Annotated in this window: 13 protein-coding genes; 7 read left to right on the top strand and 6 right to left on the bottom strand. The window is 38.5% G+C overall.

Annotated elements, in window-relative coordinates; translation table 11 throughout:
- Nucleotides 1-780 precede the first annotated feature (780 nt).
- Entirely contained in the window at nucleotides 781-999 is a 219-nt protein-coding gene (locus D5R40_RS35325) for a hypothetical protein (RefSeq protein WP_124154875.1), read from the bottom strand.
- Nucleotides 1,000-1,494: 495 nt separating this feature from the next.
- Here D5R40_RS35325 and D5R40_RS15575 point away from each other — a divergent pair, with 495 nt between their 5' ends.
- From D5R40_RS15575 to D5R40_RS15560, 4 genes are all read left to right on the top strand, one after another.
- Nucleotides 1,495-2,097 (top strand): sulfite oxidase-like oxidoreductase, encoded by a 603-nt coding sequence (locus tag D5R40_RS15575; protein WP_124144322.1) that lies wholly within the window; start codon nucleotides 1,495-1,497, stop codon nucleotides 2,095-2,097.
- A gap of 1,256 nt (nucleotides 2,098-3,353) precedes the next feature.
- The gene (locus D5R40_RS15570) at nucleotides 3,354-3,977 is read left to right on the top strand and encodes a 2OG-Fe(II) oxygenase family protein (RefSeq protein ID WP_240038879.1); all 624 of its coding nucleotides are present in this window, start codon (nucleotides 3,354-3,356) and stop codon (nucleotides 3,975-3,977) included.
- 44 nt (nucleotides 3,978-4,021) lie between these two features.
- Nucleotides 4,022-4,654 carry a 2OG-Fe(II) oxygenase gene (locus D5R40_RS15565; protein WP_124144324.1) on the top strand — a complete coding sequence of 211 codons (633 nt, stop codon included), beginning with the start codon at nucleotides 4,022-4,024 and terminating at the stop codon, nucleotides 4,652-4,654.
- A gap of 853 nt (nucleotides 4,655-5,507) precedes the next feature.
- Nucleotides 5,508-6,071, top strand: a complete 564-nt coding sequence (locus tag D5R40_RS15560; RefSeq protein ID WP_124144325.1) for a hypothetical protein — start codon at nucleotides 5,508-5,510, stop codon at nucleotides 6,069-6,071.
- Nucleotides 6,072-6,697: 626 nt separating this feature from the next.
- On the opposite strand, the gene guaA is transcribed toward D5R40_RS15560, so the two are convergent.
- Nucleotides 6,698-8,245 carry a glutamine-hydrolyzing GMP synthase gene (gene guaA / locus D5R40_RS15555; protein WP_124144332.1) on the bottom strand — a complete coding sequence of 516 codons (1,548 nt, stop codon included), beginning with the start codon at nucleotides 8,243-8,245 and terminating at the stop codon, nucleotides 6,698-6,700.
- A 966-nt stretch (nucleotides 8,246-9,211) separates the two neighbouring features.
- A complete protein-coding gene (cbiD, locus tag D5R40_RS15550; protein ID WP_124144326.1) occupies nucleotides 9,212-10,372 on the bottom strand; it encodes a cobalt-precorrin-5B (C(1))-methyltransferase CbiD in 1,161 nt (386 codons plus the stop codon).
- 242 nt (nucleotides 10,373-10,614) lie between these two features.
- Here cbiD and D5R40_RS15545 point away from each other — a divergent pair, with 242 nt between their 5' ends.
- Nucleotides 10,615-11,109 carry a GNAT family N-acetyltransferase gene (locus tag D5R40_RS15545; RefSeq protein WP_124144327.1) on the top strand — a complete coding sequence of 165 codons (495 nt, stop codon included), beginning with the start codon at nucleotides 10,615-10,617 and terminating at the stop codon, nucleotides 11,107-11,109.
- Between the two features lie 921 nt (nucleotides 11,110-12,030).
- Here D5R40_RS15545 and D5R40_RS15540 read toward each other — a convergent pair.
- Nucleotides 12,031-12,750 (bottom strand): biliverdin-producing heme oxygenase, encoded by a 720-nt coding sequence (locus tag D5R40_RS15540; protein ID WP_124144328.1) that lies wholly within the window; start codon nucleotides 12,748-12,750, stop codon nucleotides 12,031-12,033.
- 696 nt (nucleotides 12,751-13,446) lie between these two features.
- Between D5R40_RS15540 and D5R40_RS15535 the strand changes: the two genes are divergently transcribed.
- On the top strand, nucleotides 13,447-14,499 hold the full coding sequence (locus tag D5R40_RS15535; protein ID WP_124144329.1) for a glycoside hydrolase family 10-like protein: 1,053 nt from the start codon (nucleotides 13,447-13,449) through the stop codon (nucleotides 14,497-14,499).
- A 355-nt stretch (nucleotides 14,500-14,854) separates the two neighbouring features.
- Here the strand turns inward: D5R40_RS15535 and D5R40_RS15530 are convergent, their stop codons facing one another.
- Both D5R40_RS15530 and D5R40_RS15525 read right to left on the bottom strand, forming a co-directional pair.
- Nucleotides 14,855-15,817 (bottom strand): IS5 family transposase, encoded by a 963-nt coding sequence (locus D5R40_RS15530; protein ID WP_124143258.1) that lies wholly within the window; start codon nucleotides 15,815-15,817, stop codon nucleotides 14,855-14,857.
- Between the two features lie 314 nt (nucleotides 15,818-16,131).
- The gene (locus D5R40_RS15525; protein ID WP_240041598.1) at nucleotides 16,132-17,187 is read right to left on the bottom strand and encodes a S66 peptidase family protein; all 1,056 of its coding nucleotides are present in this window, start codon (nucleotides 17,185-17,187) and stop codon (nucleotides 16,132-16,134) included.
- A 903-nt stretch (nucleotides 17,188-18,090) separates the two neighbouring features.
- Here D5R40_RS15525 and D5R40_RS15520 point away from each other — a divergent pair.
- Nucleotides 18,091-22,125 carry an esterase-like activity of phytase family protein gene (locus D5R40_RS15520; protein ID WP_124154874.1) on the top strand — a complete coding sequence of 1,345 codons (4,035 nt, stop codon included), beginning with the start codon at nucleotides 18,091-18,093 and terminating at the stop codon, nucleotides 22,123-22,125.
- Nucleotides 22,126-22,272 lie beyond the last annotated feature (147 nt).

Below are 22,272 nucleotides of genomic sequence, written 5' to 3'. Positions count from 1 at the left end.
TATCCTAAAAAATTTTCTAGGTTTTGTTAATTTTGATGAGAATTTAACTACCTATCAGCTTTTCCTTAGGTCATGCTTCGCCAACAGCATTTAGCTGTATCGCCAAAAATTCAAGGGTTTAAAGCCCCCTCTATATTTGAAAAAGCGCGTGGTGGGACTTTTACTGGGGTTTGAATCTCCCATTATACACCTTGAGAAGCTGATCGCTGATAGCTGAGTGCTGGGCGTTGGTGAATTAATGTATGATATTAATCTTAATTATTTAGGAGTCAGGAGTCAGGAGTCAGGAGTCAGGAGGAAAGAAAGAAAGAAGAAGAAAGAGTAGTAGAAGGAGAAAGTTTTTTGTTTGCGCTCTTATCCGGACAAGATATCATACCTCTTGTCACCAACGCCGAGTGCTGAGTGCTACTTCAAAAAAATATGAATGAAAGTTATAGAACCCCTAACCGTATCTTTTATTGAAATACAAAAGCTTCAGGAAAGCCATTTTAAGGCTCCTAACAACTATAAGGGTTCAGGAAACCGAAAAATTATGAAAAATGACTGCCAGAATCATAAAACTCAGATGGGTATTGAACTTGTAACTTCTTAAATAGATACCAAATGGCTTCTATAAACAAGTCTCCGCGATCATAGAAAATGGGATCTATTTTTCACAGTATAAGCTGCGAAAAACTACCCTATAAGTTCTAATACTATACCTTAATTCAGTAAAATTCTATTCTGAAAAGATTGGTAGTTTTTCTCAAAAAAAAGTTTTTTAACATAAAAAAAATCTAGTTATTGGATTAAAAAATTTTTACGAATAGAAAGTAAAATTACTATACAAGCAACCTTCAATAACCAAGGAATAACGTTAAAAAACCATATTAATCCAATGAATCCTATACAGGGTGCGAGCAAGCGAGGAATCCCATCCAGAGTTTTGACATCAGAATTGACACTGACAAAAATAGCCAGACAAGAAATACATAAGGGAATTATATAGTTCAGATTCATGGTATTTATGAGTGATTTATAAATTAATGAGCGATCTAGATAAACAGTATAGCTAAAGATCGAATAAGTTCCCATCTTAGAGCTGATTTATAAAGTAAATATTAAAAGGATAAATAAGGCTTCATTGACTTTCAATCTGAGGTATAATTTGACCTTGGGATTGCACACAAAACAGAATTAGTGCAAAAATCAAAATATATAATAGTTGCAATAACCATATTTTATTTGCAATTGGCGACTTGAGAATAACAGTGAAATCACTGAAAAATTACTGATAAGTTTTCTGCCCTCAGTGGAAGCACGGAAACCTCCAAACTGTCAAAGTTTTTAGGTGAAATTTGAGTTCCTCAACTAAAAAAGTAAAAGCATAAACTTATTAATTTTATTCATCATTAAACGAATAAATTCCTGAAATAATTCAGGAAGATCGGCATTTGCAGAAACTAAAGTAGTTAATTTCAATTATTCAAGGTAAGTTACTAAAAGTTTTTAACCATGTTAGGTAAATTTTTCCACAAACCAGAAGCAGAAAATAGCGATCGCGTTCCTCCCGGTCAATACTTGGCTAAAGGCTTCCCCGTACTGACTTATGGCGAAACTCCTAATATCAGTACAGATACATGGGAATTGAAAGTATGGGGTTTGGCTAAACCATTAACCTTTACTTGGTCAGACTTAATGGCCATGCCACAAAATCACTTCACAGCAGATTTTCATTGTGTGACTCGCTGGTCAAAACTAGATGTTCAGTGGACAGGAGTAAAAGTTACAGATTTGATGGGTCATGTAGAAGTCGATCCTAAAGCTGTCCATATTATGGAACATTGTTATGGAGGCTATACTACTAATATTTCTGTGACTGATTTTCTCAGAGAAGAAAATTTCTTTGCCCACACTTTATTTGGTGAGCCATTACCAGCAGATCATGGTGGCCCTGTGCGATTGGTAGTTCCTCACCTCTATGCTTGGAAAAGTGCCAAATGGATTAATGGATTAGAATTCCTCAAAGATGAAGAGTTAGGTTTCTGGGAGAAGAATGGTTATCACACAAGAGGTGAACCTTGGGCAGAAGAGCGTTATAGTAGCTCTGGTTTTTAAGTATATTTTTTGGCGAAGAGTTGTCTAGTTTTTAGATAGTAAAGTTAACCTGGTATTACAACTGCGAATATTGATCGTGATTTTTCCATCAGAGTTTTTGATGTTTTTAAAGAATGTATAGACAGATGTTCCATGAAATGACTTTACTCAGGATTTTAGAAAATGTATATTTATCACAGTTTTCATTTTAGGCGATCGCTATATATTTATAGCTTTTCTAGATTTTCTGAATATTTATGGCAGCACCAATAAATTGTATATGTGATGAATAAAAAAGTTTCATTACTCTGACGTGAAGATTCACTTTTATACCAATTTGATCAATGTTTGCTACATTTTCTTGAGTAAGGGAGTAGGGGAGTGGGAGACCCACCCCTAACCCATCCCATTAGGGGGAGTGGGTGAGAAGTAAACATAAGAATAATTAGGGCTTACCGATCAAAGATAAAAGCATTGATATATCAAGGTTTTAGCTGTTTTAGGTTGAAAAAAGTGCGCCTGTTTTTGCTCAAGAAAGCTCAAAAAACTAGCATTTTGTGCAAGAGTTGGGCAGAAAAATGGCGTTGCATAATTGCGGGATGATAATCACATTTGCACCCATCTGAAAATGTTGATAGATTAAAACAAATTTTTTGACACATATCAAAATCATCCCATGATGATGCAACGCCGAAAAATTAAGGGACAAAACTTAGCTCCTACCTCTTCTACATTCCCCGTCCCTCCTGTCTCCTGTCTCCTGTCTCCTGTCTCCTCCCCTCACCCATAAGACTTTTTCAGCAAACCCTAATTAATACGCTACTAGCTAATAATTATCAAAAATCTCCGATGCGCCTATGTTAATTACTTAATAATTGAAGTTTCACCTAACAAAAACATTCTTTTTTCACCCTTGGTATTATATCATGTCCGCTTAGTAGCACAATCAAAAAAATTTCTCCTGCCCGATCTTTCTTTAGATTCTTTTTCTCCTCTGCTCCCTGTTTACTTATTTATAAGTATTCAACCGGACATGATATTACTATATTGGGAACAAGTTATTTTAGAATTTCAAGGCAGAAAGAAGAAGAAATCAAGAAAGAATAAAAAAACCGAAACAATGATAATAGGTAGCTTCTAGGATTGGAGATATCTCCTTAATCTAAGTTTAAAATTTATTTTTTATAATATTCATACGCAATAATTGGTATAATATTTTCTTAGATATTTATAAAAGCTAACTAGATTACATAGACAACGCATTAAAGATGTTTTGGATGTATCCTGAGAAAAAATATAATCAAACTCCATTCACTTGTTATGATGGTAGTCAGCCAAGTCATTTTTGTCAAAAAGGTGAAAATTGGGGAGCTTTTACAACACAAGAGTGTGACTTGATTATCTCATTTTCACAAAATTTATTCAAGGATAAAAGCCATAGGTTTGAAGGTCTTCACCAGAACTATCGTCAAGCTAATGCTTGGGAAATATCTCAAACTGAAACAACAAATTGGCTTTGGCAACGATTAATTAATAATCTTATAACTGCAAATAATCGTTGGTGGAACTATGATATTGTGGGAATTATAGAGCCTTTACAGCTCCTCTGTTATGACAGCACAAATAATTCTAATCAGATTAAAGATAATTGTGATTTACATATAGATAATGAATATCCTTTTTCTTGTAGGAAGATTTCTTTTTCTGTAGAATTATCTGATCCCAAGACTTATGAGGGCGCAAAACTAAATTTGTATCTACAAGAAAATCCCCAAATATTACCTATAAATAAAGGAACAATGATTATGTTTCCTTCATTTATTTTGCATGAAGTAACGCCTATTATTGAAGGTAAAAGATGGGAACTTATTGGTTGGATTAGTGGTCCTCAATTCCGATAATTTGCAAAAATAAATGGTTTTCATAAAGTTAGGATTGAGAAAATATGGTTTGGATTTCTCCTGAACAAAAGTATCGTCAAATTACATACGCTTGCTATGATGCTTCTCAAAAAGAACATTTCTGTAAACCAGGTGAAAACTGGGGTGCTTTAACAGCAAAAGAGTGTGACTCGGTTATTTCTTTATCAAAACAAATAAAGCCATCAAACCCTACTGTAGATGGAAAATTGAAACCAGAGTTTCGTCAAGTAAAAGCCTGGGGTGTGAATTATTCGGCATCAACGAGATGGCTGTGGGAAAGGTTAACTAATAGTGTTAAATATGCCAATAACAAGTGGTGGAATTATGATATTTACGGTATTATTGATTCTTTACAACTTTTATGTTATGAAGCTAGTAACAATCAGAAAAATATTCAGGATCATTACAATAAACATCTAGATAATGGGGATCTTTATTATTATCGCAAAATTTCTATCTCGATCCAACTTTCCAATCCTCAAGATTATGAAGGTTCAGAATTGAAGTTGTATACTAACAGAAAACCAGAAAAATTACCAAAAGAAAGAGGAACAATGGTTTTGTTTCCTTCTATAATACTCCATGAAGTAACACCTATTACTCAAGGTAAGAGATGGGCGCTAGTTTGTTGGGTAGGCGGTCCTCAGTTTAGATAATTCTAGAAGCATTAGACATCTCCGGAAACTAACTTTTTATCCTGCCATTACAAGGGTTTTAAATTAATTATTCGGAGAGGTCTATTGAAGAAAAAGTTAGCTAGGGGAGACTTGGATTGATGACCTATAGCAGCTCGTTTAAGAAAGAATTAATTGTGGCGATAATTCCCATTATTAAAAATTTGGTGGAGTCTTAAACTTAATTATTTATCCGCCAGTTACACATAAATTCAACTCGGAATGTGGTTTTCCACTTACCGAATTTTTATGATGATTCTTTAGATAGGTTTGCCATTACTTAAATAGTACTACTATTTGTGATACAACGAAATTATAAATTAGAGTTATCGCTAAATAGAGGGAAAAAATCGCTCCAACCTAGACAGAGCAATAATTCCAATTTTTTTTTGCTGTCAATAGCTAAAATATTTACAGAACAAGGTTTTTGGGGATTTTTTAAGTGATAAAGCGACAAGTCTATTGTTAATTATTTGGGTGGTATTTAATAGTAGCGATCGCTACTCCTACAGAAGTTTTCATTTAAGTAAAACACAGTAGAAACGTTCTATGTAATACCTCTACTAGGGTTGGCGCTTCAAAGCTTTGATTAATACTCCAGTTTTTACATTGAACCAACTAATTCTGTTTCTGTGCCGAAAGTGCAAAGAAGCAGGGTTTATCTACTAAAATTAGATTATATGGTAATAGCAATCTCCTGTTCCTAATAAATACAGATGTATAACATTTTATTTGTCTAATTAAACCCCAAACACTCTACTAAAGTGTGAATATTTGATGAATAACATTGGTGTTTTGGTAAAGATTTGATGAAGTTAATTTAGTTGTATTCATATTGTTTAAAAAAGCAAGCTTTTATGAGAAAAAAACAAAAAATTACACACACCATACCATGTTTTCAGGTTTATTCACCATTCTGACTACTGCAGCAAATTCTGTATCATCCACAACATTGACTAAAGGGATATTAGTCGCCGGAGCAGAAGATTGCTCATGGTTGCTGCCTGCAACCGCAACCAGTTTCACAGGTAGGACAAACTTAACCTTCTCTAATGATTACCGGTTGATCTTTGATTGGACAGCTCAAGATGACAACTCTGACAGCGTGATTCTTAGTTCGGAGTTAGACTCCTGGTATGTTGAGCTATCTTCCGTCTTGGGTCTTGGAGTCCTGTTGTGGGATTCTTCAGATTCTGCCTTCGCCTCTGAGTGGCAGGCAAATCTTGATTTTTTGTATGACATTGACGCAGATGATGTGAAGTTGTTTACCAACCCATACACGGATGAAGGCCTCTCATTTAGAATAATATGGCAATTAGTAGTAGAGTTAGTATGTATGTGCCTTTTGATCGATATCCAGTGGATATCACAACAGTACTTGTGTCGAGCGAAACTGTAGTGTCTTCTTCCTCTTTTAAGCAGAGTGGTGGAGAAACCCAGGCATCCTAAACCCCTGAACCAGCAGCATCTATAGTGAGTTTGAACGCACTAGGTGGCTTAATGCTAGGCAGCAAAAGAAAGACTAAAGGCTAAAAAGTGATTGAAATGATAAAGAGAGGAGAAATACCCCTTCTCTTTTTTTCTCTCAACGATACGGGGTGCATAATTATTATTGGGTCGTGGACGGGTTCATCCGATCGTTTGACACACTATTAATTTAATGCGGAACCCCCCCTACTGTTGTAACATTTTAGGTGTGTAATAGTAAAGTTGTAGGTTGGTTGGGTTAAGGTACGAAACCCAACACCCTCGAATTGTCGAGGTTGATTTAATTGAGGTAGCTTGAAAACCAAAAACCATAAGTCTATCCCACTAACATGATTTTTGCGGATTTAACGAATTTTATATTACCTCAATATAAGGGTTTCAAGAATAGTGGGATGGGTTCAAAAACCCTAGTTATGTTGGGTTGCACTCCCGCTTAACCCAACCTAACTAGGGTTTCAAGAATAGTGGGATGGGTTCAAAAACCCTAGTTATGTTGGGTTGCACTCCCGCTTAACCCAACCTACAGTGCAGACTATATTACTCCCACTCAATAGTACCAGGAGGCTTAGAAGTGATATCATACACCACTCGGTTAACTCCCTTAACCTCATTCACAATGCGGTTAGAAATACTTTCCAACAGATCGTAAGGAACACGAGACCAGTCAGCAGTCATTCCATCCTCACTAGAAACAAACCGCAAAACAATAGGGTAAGCATAAGTACGTTGGTCTCCCATTACCCCTACACTGCGAATAGGTAACAACACCGCAAACGCTTGCCAAAAATCGTGATACATCCCTTGTTGTTTGATTTCGTCACGCACAACAAAGTCAGCATCTCGCAAAATTTTCAACCGTTTATCTGTAACTTCTCCTAAAATCCGAATTGCTAACCCTGGACCGGGAAAAGGATGTCGTCGCACGATTTCTTCTGGTAAACCTATGGAGCGAGCTAATTTTCTCACTTCATCTTTAAATAGCTTGCGCAAAGGTTCTACTAACTTAAATCTTAAATCTTTTGGCAGACCACCGACATTGTGATGACTCTTGATTTTAACTGCTACTCGCTCACCCGTTTTAGGGTCAACGTTGGTGTCAGCAGATTCAATCACGTCTGGATAAAGAGTACCTTGAGCCAGATAATCAAAAGGCCCTAAACGTTTTGACTCTTCTTCAAATACTTGAATAAACTCATGGCCAATTAATTTGCGTTTTTGTTCTGGGTCTGTGACTCCTTTGAGTTTAGCCAAGAAGCGCTCGCGAGCATTTACATACTCAACTGATATATGAAAAGATTCTTGAAATATTTTCACCAAGTTTTCTGGTTCATACTTCCGCATAAACCCTTGGTCAATAAACATACAAGTTAATTTATCCCCGATCGCTCGATGCAGCAAAAATGCTAAAGTTGAAGAGTCAACTCCTCCAGACAATGCTAATAATACTCGTTTATCCCCTACCTTAGCTCTAATTTCTCGAATCGCTTCTTCTACAAAAGCTTCTGTCGTCCAAGTTGGTTCACACTTACAAATATGGTAGACAAAATTCCGAATCAACGCTTGACCACCAAGGGAGTGAACTACCTCTGGGTGAAACTGTGTCCCGTATAGCTTTTTCTCATGGTGAGCGATCGCTGCACAGGGAGTATTATCCGTATGAGCTAATACTTCAAAACCTGAGGGCATTTTTGTCACAGCATCTCCATGACTCATCCACATAATTGTACCCTCTTCCACATTAGTCAGTAAATCTGTGGGGTTATCTATAGATAAAGATGCTTTGCCATATTCAGCTAATTGAGCGCGTTGAACTTCACCCCCTAATTGCTGTACCATTAACTGCATACCGTAACACACGCCCAAAATTGGTATTCCCAACTGCCAAATTTCGGGATCGCAATGAGGTGCCACTTGATCGTAAACTGAGTTAGGGCCTCCAGAAAGAATAATTCCCTTGGGATTGAGAGTTACCAGTTTTTCAGCAGTTGTCCGATAAGAAATAACTTCTGAGTATACTTGAGTTTCGCGAATCCGGCGGGCAATTAGTTCTGAATATTGAGAACCGAAGTCCAGAATCACGATCATCTGACGGTTAAACTGAGTGGAGGAATCAGAAATTTTTTCTGTCTGTCTTGTTAGAGTCACGGTTAATGTGCTATGATATTTTACTTGTGAGGTTGATTTTCCTGAGTTTTAAGTTGTCAGCCCGAGCTTATAAGCTATAAATATATGTTTTTTGTGAGGAAAATTTCTTTCTCCACACTTTTTGTATCAAACTAAATTTTTCCTACTGCCACAAAAGGTTTATACTTGGATTGAATGGTAACCTAAAAACTAACAGGCTAACTAAAAACTAACAGGCTAAATTGATTAATTATCAATAGGGATCGCTCTTCCTAGCGAATTATTAATCAAGGCTAGTTCTATTAAAAATGTTTTGGTATTCTGACTAAAGAATGAGCGTCTACTTCTAAACCAGTTGCTCACTCTAGCTAGTTATGAAATTTACCAATTTATTTTAATTTTCCCCCGCGCCTGATCCACTATCCACTATTGTTTATTTTTCCTACAATACGCTACAGCGCTTTTGCTGATTGCTCAACCACATCGTCATAACCAAAACCCTGTAGGGGGAAATGGCCATTCCCTCTGTAGTCTACCGAAATGAAAACCGCTGTAACTCTAGCTGAGGGTATTCCTATTGACACTCTCGCCGTTAAATAAGAGCTATTATAACGGGAGATTCTTGTTTTGCTGACGCAACGCTATACGAACATAGATTCTTAACTAGATAACAAATCAAACTAGTCGAGTTGCACCCCCGTCAGACCATCTCCACAAGCTTTTTCTTGCTCCGTCTGTACGCTAAGGAAACTTCCGCCCAGGAGGTGCCCTTTTATCGTGCCGTGTGCCCCACGGCTATTGATAAAATTATAACGCCAAAAATATGCGTGCGTATTGCTCAATTATTTTTCTGGTTGAAATTCAGGGGCTGTGTGCATGGGTTTCCCGCGCAATTTATACGCCCCGTCTCACTGTTAAATCTCGCGATTATAACGGGAGTCTTTTTTCAACATTTTTAATAGAATAACAAATTTTTGCAAAAAGTGTATCGGCAACTTCAGTTTTTAAGAAAATTTGGCGATCGCGGTCAAATAACATCGAACCTACTTGGACCTGTTTTTGACTATGATTAAAAATATAAGCTTGACTACGTTCCTCTATACGGGAGGCGATCGCCCCATAGACTAGACCCACCCAATTCTTTTCATTATCTTTATCTAAACTCCGTAGGATTTTCAAGGCCGCCTCGGCAGTAGTACAAGCAAAAATTTTTTGTAGCACAGGAGTGGGCAAACCTATATTTGCGCAGTGAGCTGTTAAAATTTCTAATCGTCCGTCAGCTAGATGGTGATGAGTATGAAAAATTCCACCAGCCAACTTAATTAATTTGCCATGATAGCCTAATAATAAAATAGACTCTAATCCAGCAATAGCAGCAGCTACTAACATTGGGCCTAACCAGTTAGCCGTTTTAATAGTCTGCTGTGGTGGTATTCCCATTTTCCTCGCTAGGTCTAAACCATTTTCTCCCACACAAAACACCAAACAATTAAACTGTGCTGCCTTTTGTTGTAACTCATCCCGATAAGCATCAAGTTGCCCAGGCACACTTAAAGGTTGAGAAACCCCGGTAGTGCCTAACAAAGAAAGACCTTCAACTATACCAAAAGCAGAATTAGAAGTCCGAGTTGCTAATTGACGACCTTCTGGTAAAATGATGGAGACTTTAATTTGTTCATTTTGGTTGAGCAAGGGTGGAAGATTTTCTTGCAGCAGTCGTCGCGCATAACTATATATAGCTGCTTCCCCAGAATGAATATTATGTCCAATTCCTGCTCCACCTATAATTACAATTTGTTCTGAAGCCTCTGTAGGGGAAACTTTGGCCAATTCTATCATAGCCCACACAGGAGTATTGCGAGTTAGGTCGAGATTATTACCGGGGTCAGAACGGGTAATAGCTAAGGCAGTATTATTTTTCAGTAAAGCTACCTGTTCGATAAGAATATCGACAATTTTTGCTGGTTCTAGTAAATTAATTGATACGGTAGGCAAAGACGAGATATTTTGACGTACCCAACGGAGTGCAGCTACAGCAGCAGCACAAGCAAATACAGGTAGAGTATATCCAGCATGAGGTTCAGTCATCAGTTATCAGTTAAGCGAGCTATTGGGACTTAAATAAAATAGAACCGAAAAACAGTCTCAAATATAGACTAGCAGAGTCTTTTACGTCAACAAGATATAAATCCTGAACAACCACGGGTTCTAGACATTTTTAGAACATTGACGTAATTATATTGTTTTGCAGTACAGTCATTTTATACAAAATGTTGTACCCCAACTGCGATGTACTTACAAGTTTATACTTCAAGAAAGGTTACTTACGCATGATTAAAATCCGCCGTTTTCAGGAGCAAGATTGGCCAAGAATTTGGGCGATTGTCAAGCCAGTATTTCGAGCTGGCGAGACCTATACCTTCCCCACCGATATTCCTGAGCAGGATGCCTTTCATGTCTGGATTGAGGTGCCAGAGGCAACCTACGTTGCTGAAGATGATTCAGGGTTGATATTGGGCACCTACTACCTCAAGCCTAATCAGCCTGGCCAGGGGTCTCATGTATGCAACTGCGGATATGTGGTCAGGGAAGCGACTCGTGGCAAAGGGGTCGCCTCTGCTATGTGTGAGCATTCTCAGAAGGAAGCGGTGGAGCTTGGTTTCCACGCTATGCAGTACAACCTTGTTGTATCCATTAATACTGGTGCTGTTCGTCTTTGGCAAAAGCATGGCTTTGATATCATCGGTACACTTCCCGAAGCATTCAAACATCCTAAGGAAGGATTTGTTGATGCTTATGTCATGTACAAGAAACTTGAAACATAACAAGTTGCTGTAGTGGACTCAAAGAATCCACATCACTGAGCTTTAGCGTTATAGAGCTTGAAAGTGATTCCTTGTGAAAGACATATTGTATGGAAGCCTATTTTATCTCTAATACACATCCCCAATAATCAAAAGTAAAATCAATTATTATCCAGAAATCATCAATTACTCCCCTCCTGGGAGGGGTTATGGGTGGGTTCCCTGTTCCCTATTGCCTGTTCCCTGTTCCCTCTTTTCTGGAGATGTCTAATGAGGAATAAGAAGGATTTGACATTTATCTGTGGCAGTAAAGTTATCTTAAGACTTAGATAAATTGAGAGTGAATAGCTGATGGAAAAGTTTGCAGATATTCAAAGCTTGCTAAAAGAGTATTGTGATTGAGAATTTCCAGCTTCAATAGCGTGAAAAACTGCTACACATTCTTGAGATTAACTATAATCAGGACTTACGCAAAAAATGAAATTATACCAATCGCACTTATTATCATTTTCTTTGTGGGTTTAATACCCCACCGTCAACTGGAGTGTTCAAAATTACTTGGGGGAGGGTAGACGCGGAGCGGCAGGTCGTTGACTATCCCCATGTAATTTTCCTCCTGTCTCCTGTCTCCTGTCTCCTGTCTCCTTCTTCAATTGAACACATTCTTTTTTCACGCTTGGTATTACATTACCAGTTTAACTACTACAACAATTAAAAGTGGAAAAGAAGAAAGAGGGAAGAAAAAAAAAGGAAAACAATATTACTAATCTAAAGATACTAACTAAACCAGATTTAGTCTGAGATTCCTTTCCATGCTCCTCTTCAAAAGCAAAATGTTGGAGACTTGGTGACTGCTTTACAGCCATCAAACCCCCAACATTTTAAATACAACTTAAAAGTATTCTTTCTACTTAGATAGAAATATTAACCAATTAACCGTTATTATTCAGCAGCAGTAGCTAACTCTGTACTTCCTGAACTACGTTTTCTAGTTAAAGTATTGAACAACAAGATACCGATCGCCTTAATTAAATTACCTTCTAGTTCATTGAACATTTTCATGTTCATGTCAAAAGCAGCATTCGCCTCATTAACCATTCTATCTGCTGTTGCCTGATCGATGGGTAAATCATTCATCCTCTGACGATACATATTCTTAAATGCCTTCTCATCAGAAATTTCTGGGAACTCATAGAAAGCAGTACCTTCCCCATCAATTAAATTCATACCTCTCTGAGCAATTTTCTTGAGAATTTGACCGCCAGACAAATCTCCCAAGTAGCGAGTATAGGAGTGAGCTACTAACAATTCTGGTTCTTTTTCTGAAATTTCTCTAATTCTCTGTACATAAGCTTCACCCGCAGCAGAAGGAGCAACTTGATCGCGCCAACCAGCACCATAATAATACTTTAGGTCTTTCTCTAAACTCTGTTTACGGTTTAGCTCGGCAAAATAAACCTGAGAAAGAATTGGATGTTTCTTGTGGCGTTGCATCTCTTCTTCCATTGCAGAATAAACAAAGTAAAGATTCTTAACTAAATTCCGGTAGGAGTTCTTTTCTACAACACCTTTTAAAAAACACTTGACAAAACCTACGTTTTCTGCATTTGTATGAGCTTTTTTGGTTCCTTCACGCAATTGAGTTGCTAGGTTTACACTCATGTTAAATTTTCCTTACCAATACTAAACTATACGATTTGGCGTATCAATTCCTACAGAAATTTAGAAATCTATTGCCTATTTCTATAGATTAAAATGAATGGATGAGAATTTACATTAAGAATGATTAAGAAGTAAAGGAAGGCAGGAGGCAGGAGGCAGAAGGGAAGAAAAGGCGCTTACGAGAAAAAGTTTTTTATCACGCTCTTATCTGGACATGATATTACTTCCTGTGTTGCTAAAACTATAATTCCAATGTGCACTCTATGTAAAGTCCTCCACACCTCCAACATTCCTCTCCTGGGAGGCAGGGTTGTTTCATTCTCGATAGGACACGGGGACACGGAGACACGGAGACACGGGGATAGAGGCTTTTAATTTATGATTAAAAGTTGACTTTTCATCATTTTAGTCAGAGCAAAAGGGACGCTTATTGGCTGAAAAATCGGCAAATGCGTGGTAAATTTTACAGCTTCCACGATGCCCTCATTTCCCGTTCTCCCTAAATCGTTAACTTGCGATACTTTGAAACAGCCCTGTCCTCCACGGTCGGGGTTAGGGTTGGGTCCCCACTCTTCCCAACTAACTCATCCCGTAAATATGCAACGCCTATAATTACATTAATCTACCCCACTCCCCTACTCCCCTACTCCCCTACTCCCCTACTCCCCACATCCAACTATACAATAACTACCGGACATGATATTACGCGGTATCTGGCTCACAAATGTTGATAGTAAAGTCCTCCATTCCAGAGATAATATCGCTGAAGCAATGGACTTTCTTGCTGAAACAGGATTTAATGTTGTATTTCCGGTGGTCTGGAATAAAGCATTTACTCTCTACCCCAGTCAACTGATGCAGAGAATTTTTGGTACAAAGATAGACCCGCAATACAAAGACCGCGACCCCTTAGCAGAAGTAATTATAGAAGCACGGCGAGTTGGGATGAAAATTATTCCTTGGTTTGAATATGGGTTTGTCAGTTCTTACAAACAAAATGGAGGGTTACTTCTAGCAAAAAAACCGGAATGGGCGGCTCGTGACTGTAGGGGAAATTTATTGGTAAAAAATGGTTTTGAGTGGATGAATGCTTTGGATGAACAAGTGCAGAATTTTCTGCTCGATCTAGTATTGGAAGTTGTGAGAAACTATGACATTGATGGCATTCAGGGAGACGACCGAATGCCAGCATTTCCTTCAGAAGGTGGCTACGATGCAAAAACAGTAGAACGTTATCGTCAGCAATTTTCTTGTCATCCACCCCAAAATCATAAACATCACAAATGGTTACAATGGCGTGCAGATATTTTGACAAATTTTTTAACTCGTTTACATCGGGAAGTGAAAGCAATTAAGCCTGAACTTTTAGTTTCAATGGCTCCCAGTTTTTACAAGTGGAGTTTGAATGAATACTTACAAGACTACCCCACTTGGATAAATCAAGGAATTGTCGATCTTATTCACCCTCAACTTTACCGTCGTGATTTTGCAAGTTACAAATCTCTTGTGCAACAGTTAGTGAAACAGCAGTTTATTTGTAATCATTTAAGTAAGGTGTTTCCAGGGATTTTAATTAAAGTTGGCTCTTATCGAATTAGCGTAGATTATTTGTTGGAGGCGATCGCTTATAATCGTTCTGTAGGGATTAACGGAGAAGTATTATTTTTCTATGAAGGTCTGCGAGAAAATAACGATGCTTTGGCTAAAGCATTGCGAATGATTCCTTACAGCGGTTTTCCTGCACGGTAGACCACAGTAGGGACGTTCCATGGGAGGTGTCTACTGGGTTTTGCTTGTGAAAATGTGGTTCATCAAATAGAGATGTGTTCTACACAAATACATAACTATTGATATCATGTCCGGTAGCATCGGTCTTGTATAGCAAAGGTAAGGAAGAAGGAAGAAGAAAGAGGGAAGAGGGAAGAAGGCTACCCTCGCAAGAAAAAACCATCATTTCCTGTAGATATTCACCCTTGGGTTTATACAAACGATATAAACGGACATGATATGACTACCCAATTTTAGTACCACAATTATTACAAAAACGATTGGCTTTGTTGCATGAAAGTAGCGATCGCCAAAAACTCCCTTAGTTGGAAGTTAACTAGATTTCTACTTTGTAGCTCTGGGGTTTACCATTTTGAATCATCACGTTGAGTATGGAACATTGTATGAATAACTCCACTGCCTGATTATCAAATTTTCGTCGTCGTAACTTGCATCCATTGAGGACTTTGAGCCTGAACATTGTAGTTTCTGACAACGAGCGTCGGTGGTAGCCACATTCACGTTTCCACTTCTTGCGTCCTACTTTTCTTATCCTTCTGAGGTTTTCATCTCTGGGATGAGGTGAGCATTTACAGTTGCCATGTTGACCTATTACTGCATTTTTCCTGGGTGGAATTGTTGCCTTTGCCCCTCGTTGCCTAGCTTTCTCGTAACACTTATACTTGTCATAGGCTCCATCTCCTGATACTTGGGCTATTTCCCCATCTACTCCATCTAACAGGTCAGAAAATACTTGGTCGTCACTGACATCATTGGTAGTCACTACCCCACTGATAATCTCCCCTGTGGCCTCCGAAACTCCTAGATGTAATTTACGCCATGTACGCCGTTTACTGACACCATGAACTCTTGTTTTCCATTCACCTTCGCCGTAAACTTTCACCCCTGTAGAGTCTACTACCATATGAATTGCTTCGTTCGTTGGTATAACTGGTAGTTTAACATTCAGTTTTGGCAAGCGACGGGATACAGTGCTATGGTCAGGTACTGGTAAATCTAAGTCCATCAATTGAAATATAGATTTGACAAAACCTTCGGTCTGTCGTCCGGCCAGACTATACAAGGATTGCATAGTCACCATCAATTCAATGGCCGTGTCACTATAATTATTAGATGCTCCCCTACGTCCAGTTTTTTTCTGATTAAGCCACTGCTCGATGGCCTCTGGAGTCAGCCAAAAAGTGAGACTCCCTCGCTGCTTTAAGGAGGCATCATACTCAGACCAGTTTTTGAGTCGATACAAGGACTTGGAGTTGGATTTAGACTTACTCTTACTCATATCTGCTGAGTGTAGTTTCGTGTACCATCTTGACTTCTTTATTTTTACCCTAAACATCATCTTTTGTGCAACAAAGCCAATGGAAATGTATAATTTTCAAATGCAGAAGGCGATCGCTAATAAAAGCAAATCTACTATGAGCGATCGTCTTTTTCCGTTATAAATAGGACTGATGCACGAAAACAAGAAACCGGGTTTATTGCCCTAATTGTTTTCAATCACTAAATTTTTTCGATAAACTCTGTTTCTGCCTAAGTCCCAAGAAATTCTCTTCCCTCCTGACTCCTATAAAAGTTTTCAAGCATTTATTTACCCTAAACCACAGCAGTTTCTAACATTTTAATTGTACCTCGATCGCTATCTATCTCCACCTCTACTCCTAATGGAACTGTAAATTTATCCCGAATATGACCGATCATTGTGCCATACCAAGCAGGAATTTCCAAAGGTCGAATATGATCTAACAAAACCTGCCATAAAGTTAACGTGGGAAAATCATCTTCCTCATCCAGACATCTAGTACATTGCGCAAAAACAAAACCCTCCAACTGCTGCAAAATGCCAGCTAAACTTAAATGAGTCAACATCCGGTCTACCCGATAAACATCCTCTCTTATCTCCTCCACAAACAAAATTTTCCCTCGCGAGTCTGGCAAAAAATTAGACCCCACCATCGCTGTTAACACAGACAAGTTCCCCCCCACCAGTTGCCCCCGTGCTTTTCCACCTGTAATAGTTTCCACAATATTCGTGGGAGGTTGCAAGGTCATCGCTTTTCCTTCAAACAGGATGCCTTTGAGATAACCAACAGAAAATTTATTCCAGGGAGATGTACCAAAGGGACCGTGAAATGTCACCAGACCACTGCGAGCATATATCGCCAATAACAGAGCAGTAATATCACTGTAACCAATGATAATTTTAGGATTTTTCCGAATTAAGTTATAGTCTAATAATGGCAAAATGCGACTACTACCCCAACCACCTGTGGTTGTTACCAATGCTTTGACCTCGTCATCCGCAAACATAGCATTAATATCCGCAGCGCGGTCTATATCTTTACCTGCTAAATATCCATATCTATCGAGAACGTGGGTGGCAACTTTTACTTTTAATTTTTGTTGCCCTAAAACCAAATTGACGTATTTGAGTTGATGTTTATCAATCATGGTGGCAGGACTAACTACTGCTACAGTGTCACCAATTTGAAGGCGGGGTGGTTTGAGGATAGGTTGGGGGGATATTGGTGAGGCAACCCGGAGCGATCGCTTATTTATCGCAGCGAGTTGAGTTGTCAATAAACCCAGACCTAGAAATTTTAAAAAGTAACGGCGATCGTTCATAAATATTGCAGCAGGAATAAAAAACATAATTTTCTTGATGATATTTTATAGTAAAAAGGAAAATTCATAGTTTGACAAAGGTATGAGAATTTGAAAATGTCTTAATCAAACCTTCAAATGCTATTTATTAGAGTTGTCGCTAAATAGAGGGAAAAAATCGTTCCAACCTAGGCAGAGCAATAATTCCCATACTTTTTGGTTGCCAATAGCTACAATCCTTACAGAACAAAGTTTTTGGGATTTTTTTAAGTGATAAAGCGACAAGTCTATGATATAAATCCATAGCATCATCATAACCCTCACGAATCCATTCTATTTTTGGGGTTGCACATTAAAGAATGATAATAGATTTGAAACTGTACATATATTGAGGAAAGAATTATCCAAAAATATCTACTTTTGGATTTCATCATTCCTGATTGTGCAACGCCCTATTTTTTATTACTAAAAACCCTGTTATAGCTCATTTTATCCAGCAATTTTAGTACCTCAGAAAATTACTTTTTTATATTTTCCCTTATGGGTTTAATATCAAATCCGCTCGGGTTCGGTATAAAAAAAATTTTCATCTTCATCCAAGAGCAAATGTTTCGCGCATTCTCTTCCCTCCTGACTCCTGACTCCTAGATTAACTATCTAATTATACCGATGCTACCGGATTTGATATAATACCCCACTGTCACTCTCGGTGCTAATGGGGTTTATAGGATGAGAATACTCATTAACCACATTCTTGCTCCTACTGACTACTTCTTCAAATTTGAGTATCTTTCTTAACTTAGCAATTATTCAAATTTAATTTAAACTTAAATCTTTATTTACTTTGACTTAACCATCTCCAGGTAAGAACTTATGTAAGAAGGAGTGAAAGCTAACTGCTTTTTCCATAATAAACAACCAATTATTTTTATCTGGAGATAGTTAGTCTAGATGGTACAAACTCTCATAGGATTTGCATCTTTACCCGCTGATACATTTGCTGATGGACCAGAATCAGGCGCAGATGTAGACACCACTCGTACTGGGCCTTTTCCTGGTCAACCTGTAGGTGGATGGAGTGGGGTACAGTTTGCTGACACTAATAGCTACTGGTTCATAGTAGATAGTCTTTTTGGTGGCAATTCTGATACTCTAGCTAGAATCTACAAAGTTAATCCCAATTTTACTGGTATTGAAGGGGGTGACGGTAGTGTTGAGCTAGAAGATTTTATCACCCTTCGCGATCCTAACAATCTAGTACCTTTTGAAATTCTTAACGAAAACGATCCTGAAAGACCTTTAACAGGTACAGATTTTGATACCGAAGCATTAGTTATTGATGAAAACGGCGATTTGTGGGTAGGAGACGAATACGGTCCCTATCTATTACACTTTGATAGTAATGGAGTTTTATTAGAAGCTCCTATTGCCACTCCTAATATTCCTCGACTAAATACTCTTAACGGGCAAATCCCTATTAATATCGGTCATCGTGGCGCTAGCGGTCCTCGACCAGAACATACTTTAGAAGGTTTCCGTTTAGCTTTAGAACAGGGTGCAGATTTTATTGAAACGGACTATGTGATGACCTCAGATGGAGTACCCATCGTTCGTCACGAACCATTGCTCAATAACACTACAAATATTCTGGATATTCTTGATGAGAACCCTGATTTTGCAGCTCGCGAAACGACTAAAACTATTGACGGAGTTGAATATGAAGGTTTATTTGCAGAAGACTTTACCCTAGAAGAAATCAAAACCCTACGCGCTCGACAACCTCGGGAGGAACGTAGCGATGAGTTTGATGACTTGTTTGAAATTCCCACGATGGCTGAAGTAATTCAGTTAGTTGAGGATTTTACAGCAGAAACAGGTGAGCAAGTTGGTATTGTTCACGAACTCAAACATAATAGCTACTTCGATAGCATTGGTTTGAATATAGAAGAAGCTACAGTAGATGTTTTGGTGGCAGAAGATTTTACAGATCCAGAACAAAACATTATTCAAACTTTTGAAATTGCACCTCTAATTAGTTTAGATCAGGAAATAATGCCAGATGCAGGAATTGACGTTCCTCTGCATCAACTTACTGGAGCAGCGACAGAAAACTTTAATCCAGGATTTTCCTTCCCTTACGATCTAATTAACAACTTTAGCGATCCTGATTTTACTGAGGATGATGCTCGTGAAGTTTACGGCGACTTGGTTGATATTATCGAGCTGAATGAAGAAACAGGATACGGCGATCTGTTAAAATTGCCTGAATTTTATGAGTTCATGGCAACCTACGCTGAAGCTGTTAACCCTTGGAAAAATACCATTTTACTGCCGGAAGGTTTGGATGAACCTGTCGATGGTGACGAAGATGGTAACGCTGAAATTAGGACCCAGTTAACAGGGGAAGTTTTTCCTCTAATTGATTTTGCACATGATGCAGAATTGCTAGTTAATGTATATACTCTACGGGATGAGGAACGCTATCTTACTTTAAACCCAGATGGTACTGTACAAACTCCGACACAAGAAGTAGAGGACTTAATCAATTTAGGTGTAGATGGTTTAATTGGTGACTTCCCAGAAACTATTGAGGAAGTGTTAGATCGCTTTTTCGCTGATGAAGTAAGAGCACCTCAAAATCCTGATGTAGAAGCAGGGGATGCTCTAGCAAATTTACGAGGTTCTCGCGGTTTTGAGGGTATTGGTTACAGTCCAGACGGAACTACACTTTATCCAATTTTAGAAGCGCCAGTAGATGGCGACCCAGAAAATTCTCTACGAATTTATGAATACGATATTGAGACTGGAACTTACGGCGACGAAATAGTAGGATTATATCCTCTAGATGATCCTGGCGATACTCCAACTTTCCAACTTGGAGATTTAACTCCTGTCAATGATACTCAGTTTATTGCCATTGAAAGGGACGATTTTCAAGCGGATGAAGCTTTCTTCAAGAAACTCTTTCTCATTGATATTTCCCAAGTAGATGAGAATGGTTTCGTCTCCAAAACTGAATTAGTTGACTTGTTAGATATTGACGATCCTAATGACCTTGATGGCAATGGCAGCAATAACTTTACTCTTCCTATTACCAGTATTGAGGATGTATTAGTATTTGACGAGGAAACAATTCTAGTTTCTGTAGACAATAACTATCCTTTCGGCGATTTTGCTACAGGACGACCCCCAGAATTAGATAATAATGAAATTATCTTAGTTCAACTAGACGAACCTCTTGACCTAGATCCACGACTAGGAATAAATGGGTTACCAGATCCAGAACCAATTTTCAACCCAGAAGCAGAACGTGCAGAAGTCAGAAGTATTGAATTTATTGGTGAAAGTAGTATTCCTGCTGCCTTCGATTTTGAAAGCACGGAAGTAGGTGGGTTTTCTGGTTTAACTTATGACGCTGACAACGGAGTTTATTACGCTATTTCTGATGACCGCAGCAATGTTAACCCTGGTCGTTACTACACCTTAGACATTAATCTCAATGGTGGTAATGGTCTAGATGTTAGCGTTGCAGAAGTAACTACTCTGTTGGATGAAAACGAAGATGTTTTTGAGGAAGAAAGTCTAGACCCCGAAGGTATTGTTTTAACCAGTGAAGGAACTGTATTCATTTCTTCGGAAGGCAATACAGAAGAATTAGTCAATCCTTTTGTTAATGAATTTGCTTTAACAGGAGAACAATTAAACGAACTAGAAATACCTCAAAAATTCCTGCCTACCGCCGATAACAGCAGTGGTATTCGGAATAATTTAGCTTTTGAAAGTTTAACTATCGATCCTCAAGAGCGCTTCCTCTATACCGGAATAGAAAATGCTCTCTTCCAAGACGGACCTGCTGCTGGTATCGACCAAACCAGTTTAGCAAGAATTATTCAATACGATCTAGCTACAGGGGAACCAACCGCTGAATTTGTTTACGAAACTGATAATGCTAATGCTCCTGCTGGCACTCCTGATAGCGTAGACCGTACTAACAGTCTTGCAGAGTTAGTAGCATTAGATAATTCAGGAACTTTCTTAGCTTTAGAAAGATATTTTGATGACAATGGTTTAAACCAAAACAAACTTTATCTAGCATCAGCTCAAAATGCTACCGATGTCAGTGACTTCGATAGTTTGGTCGGTCAAGATATTGTCGTTGCAGAGAAAGAACTGCTGGTAGATTTTAACGACATTGATACTAATTTTGATGGTCTGGATGATTTTGAAGGTTTAGCTCTAGGTCCCGTTTTACCCGATGGTCGTCAATCTTTAATTGTAGTTAGCGATAACGATTTCGACCCTGCTCAAGAAACTCAATTCTTTGCTTTTGCTCTTGACTTAGGTTTATCTCCAACCAGAAGCGATGACAGGTTAGTGGGTACTGAAGAAAGTGATAATATTGCTAGTTCTGGTGGGGATGATGTGATTGATGGTCGTGGTGGTAACGATAATCTCAATGCTGGTCGTGGTAATGATAAAGTATTTGGTAAGTCTGGCAATGACCTGTTAATAGGTCGCCCCGGTAACGATATTTTGTTGGGTGGCCCAGGGGAAGATACTTTAGAAGGAGGTATTGGTCGCGATCGCCTCAATGGTGGAGCAGGAAACGATGTACTCACAGGAGGCGGTGGTATCGACCGCTTTATCTTTAACACAAATCAACCATTTGATTCTAACGATATGGGTGTAGACACAATTACCGACTTCTCCACTACCCAGGGAGATATTATTCTGTTAGACCTTGGAACTTTCACTGCTATCAACAGTGAACCGGGAGAAGGTTTTAGCATTGACAGTGAATTTGTTACCGTTGCTAGCGATGGGGATGCGGTAACTGCTGATGCTGTTATTGTTTACAATGAGAATAATGGTAATTTGTTCTATAACCCTGATGGTGACACACCTGGTTTTGGCAGTGGCGGTCAATTTGCAACTTTGATAAATACTCCATTGTTAGAAACAGAAAATTTCTCGATCAGAAGTTAGGGCGTGTTTTATCGCTGAAGTCAAATGAATGGCTTTAATAGCAGTTTTGAGGTCTGAATTTATCTTTTTAGTCCAAGAGACATCTCCTTTGAAGAAGGAGACAGGAGACAGGAGACAGGAGACAGGAGAAAAATTACATGGGGATTC

The organism is Okeania hirsuta (assembly GCF_003838195.1).
Classification (GTDB): Bacteria; Cyanobacteriota; Cyanobacteriia; order Cyanobacteriales; family Microcoleaceae; genus Okeania; species Okeania hirsuta.
The sequence above is the reverse complement of the archived record's forward strand: the minus strand, read 5'-3'. Positions and strand labels throughout refer to the sequence as shown.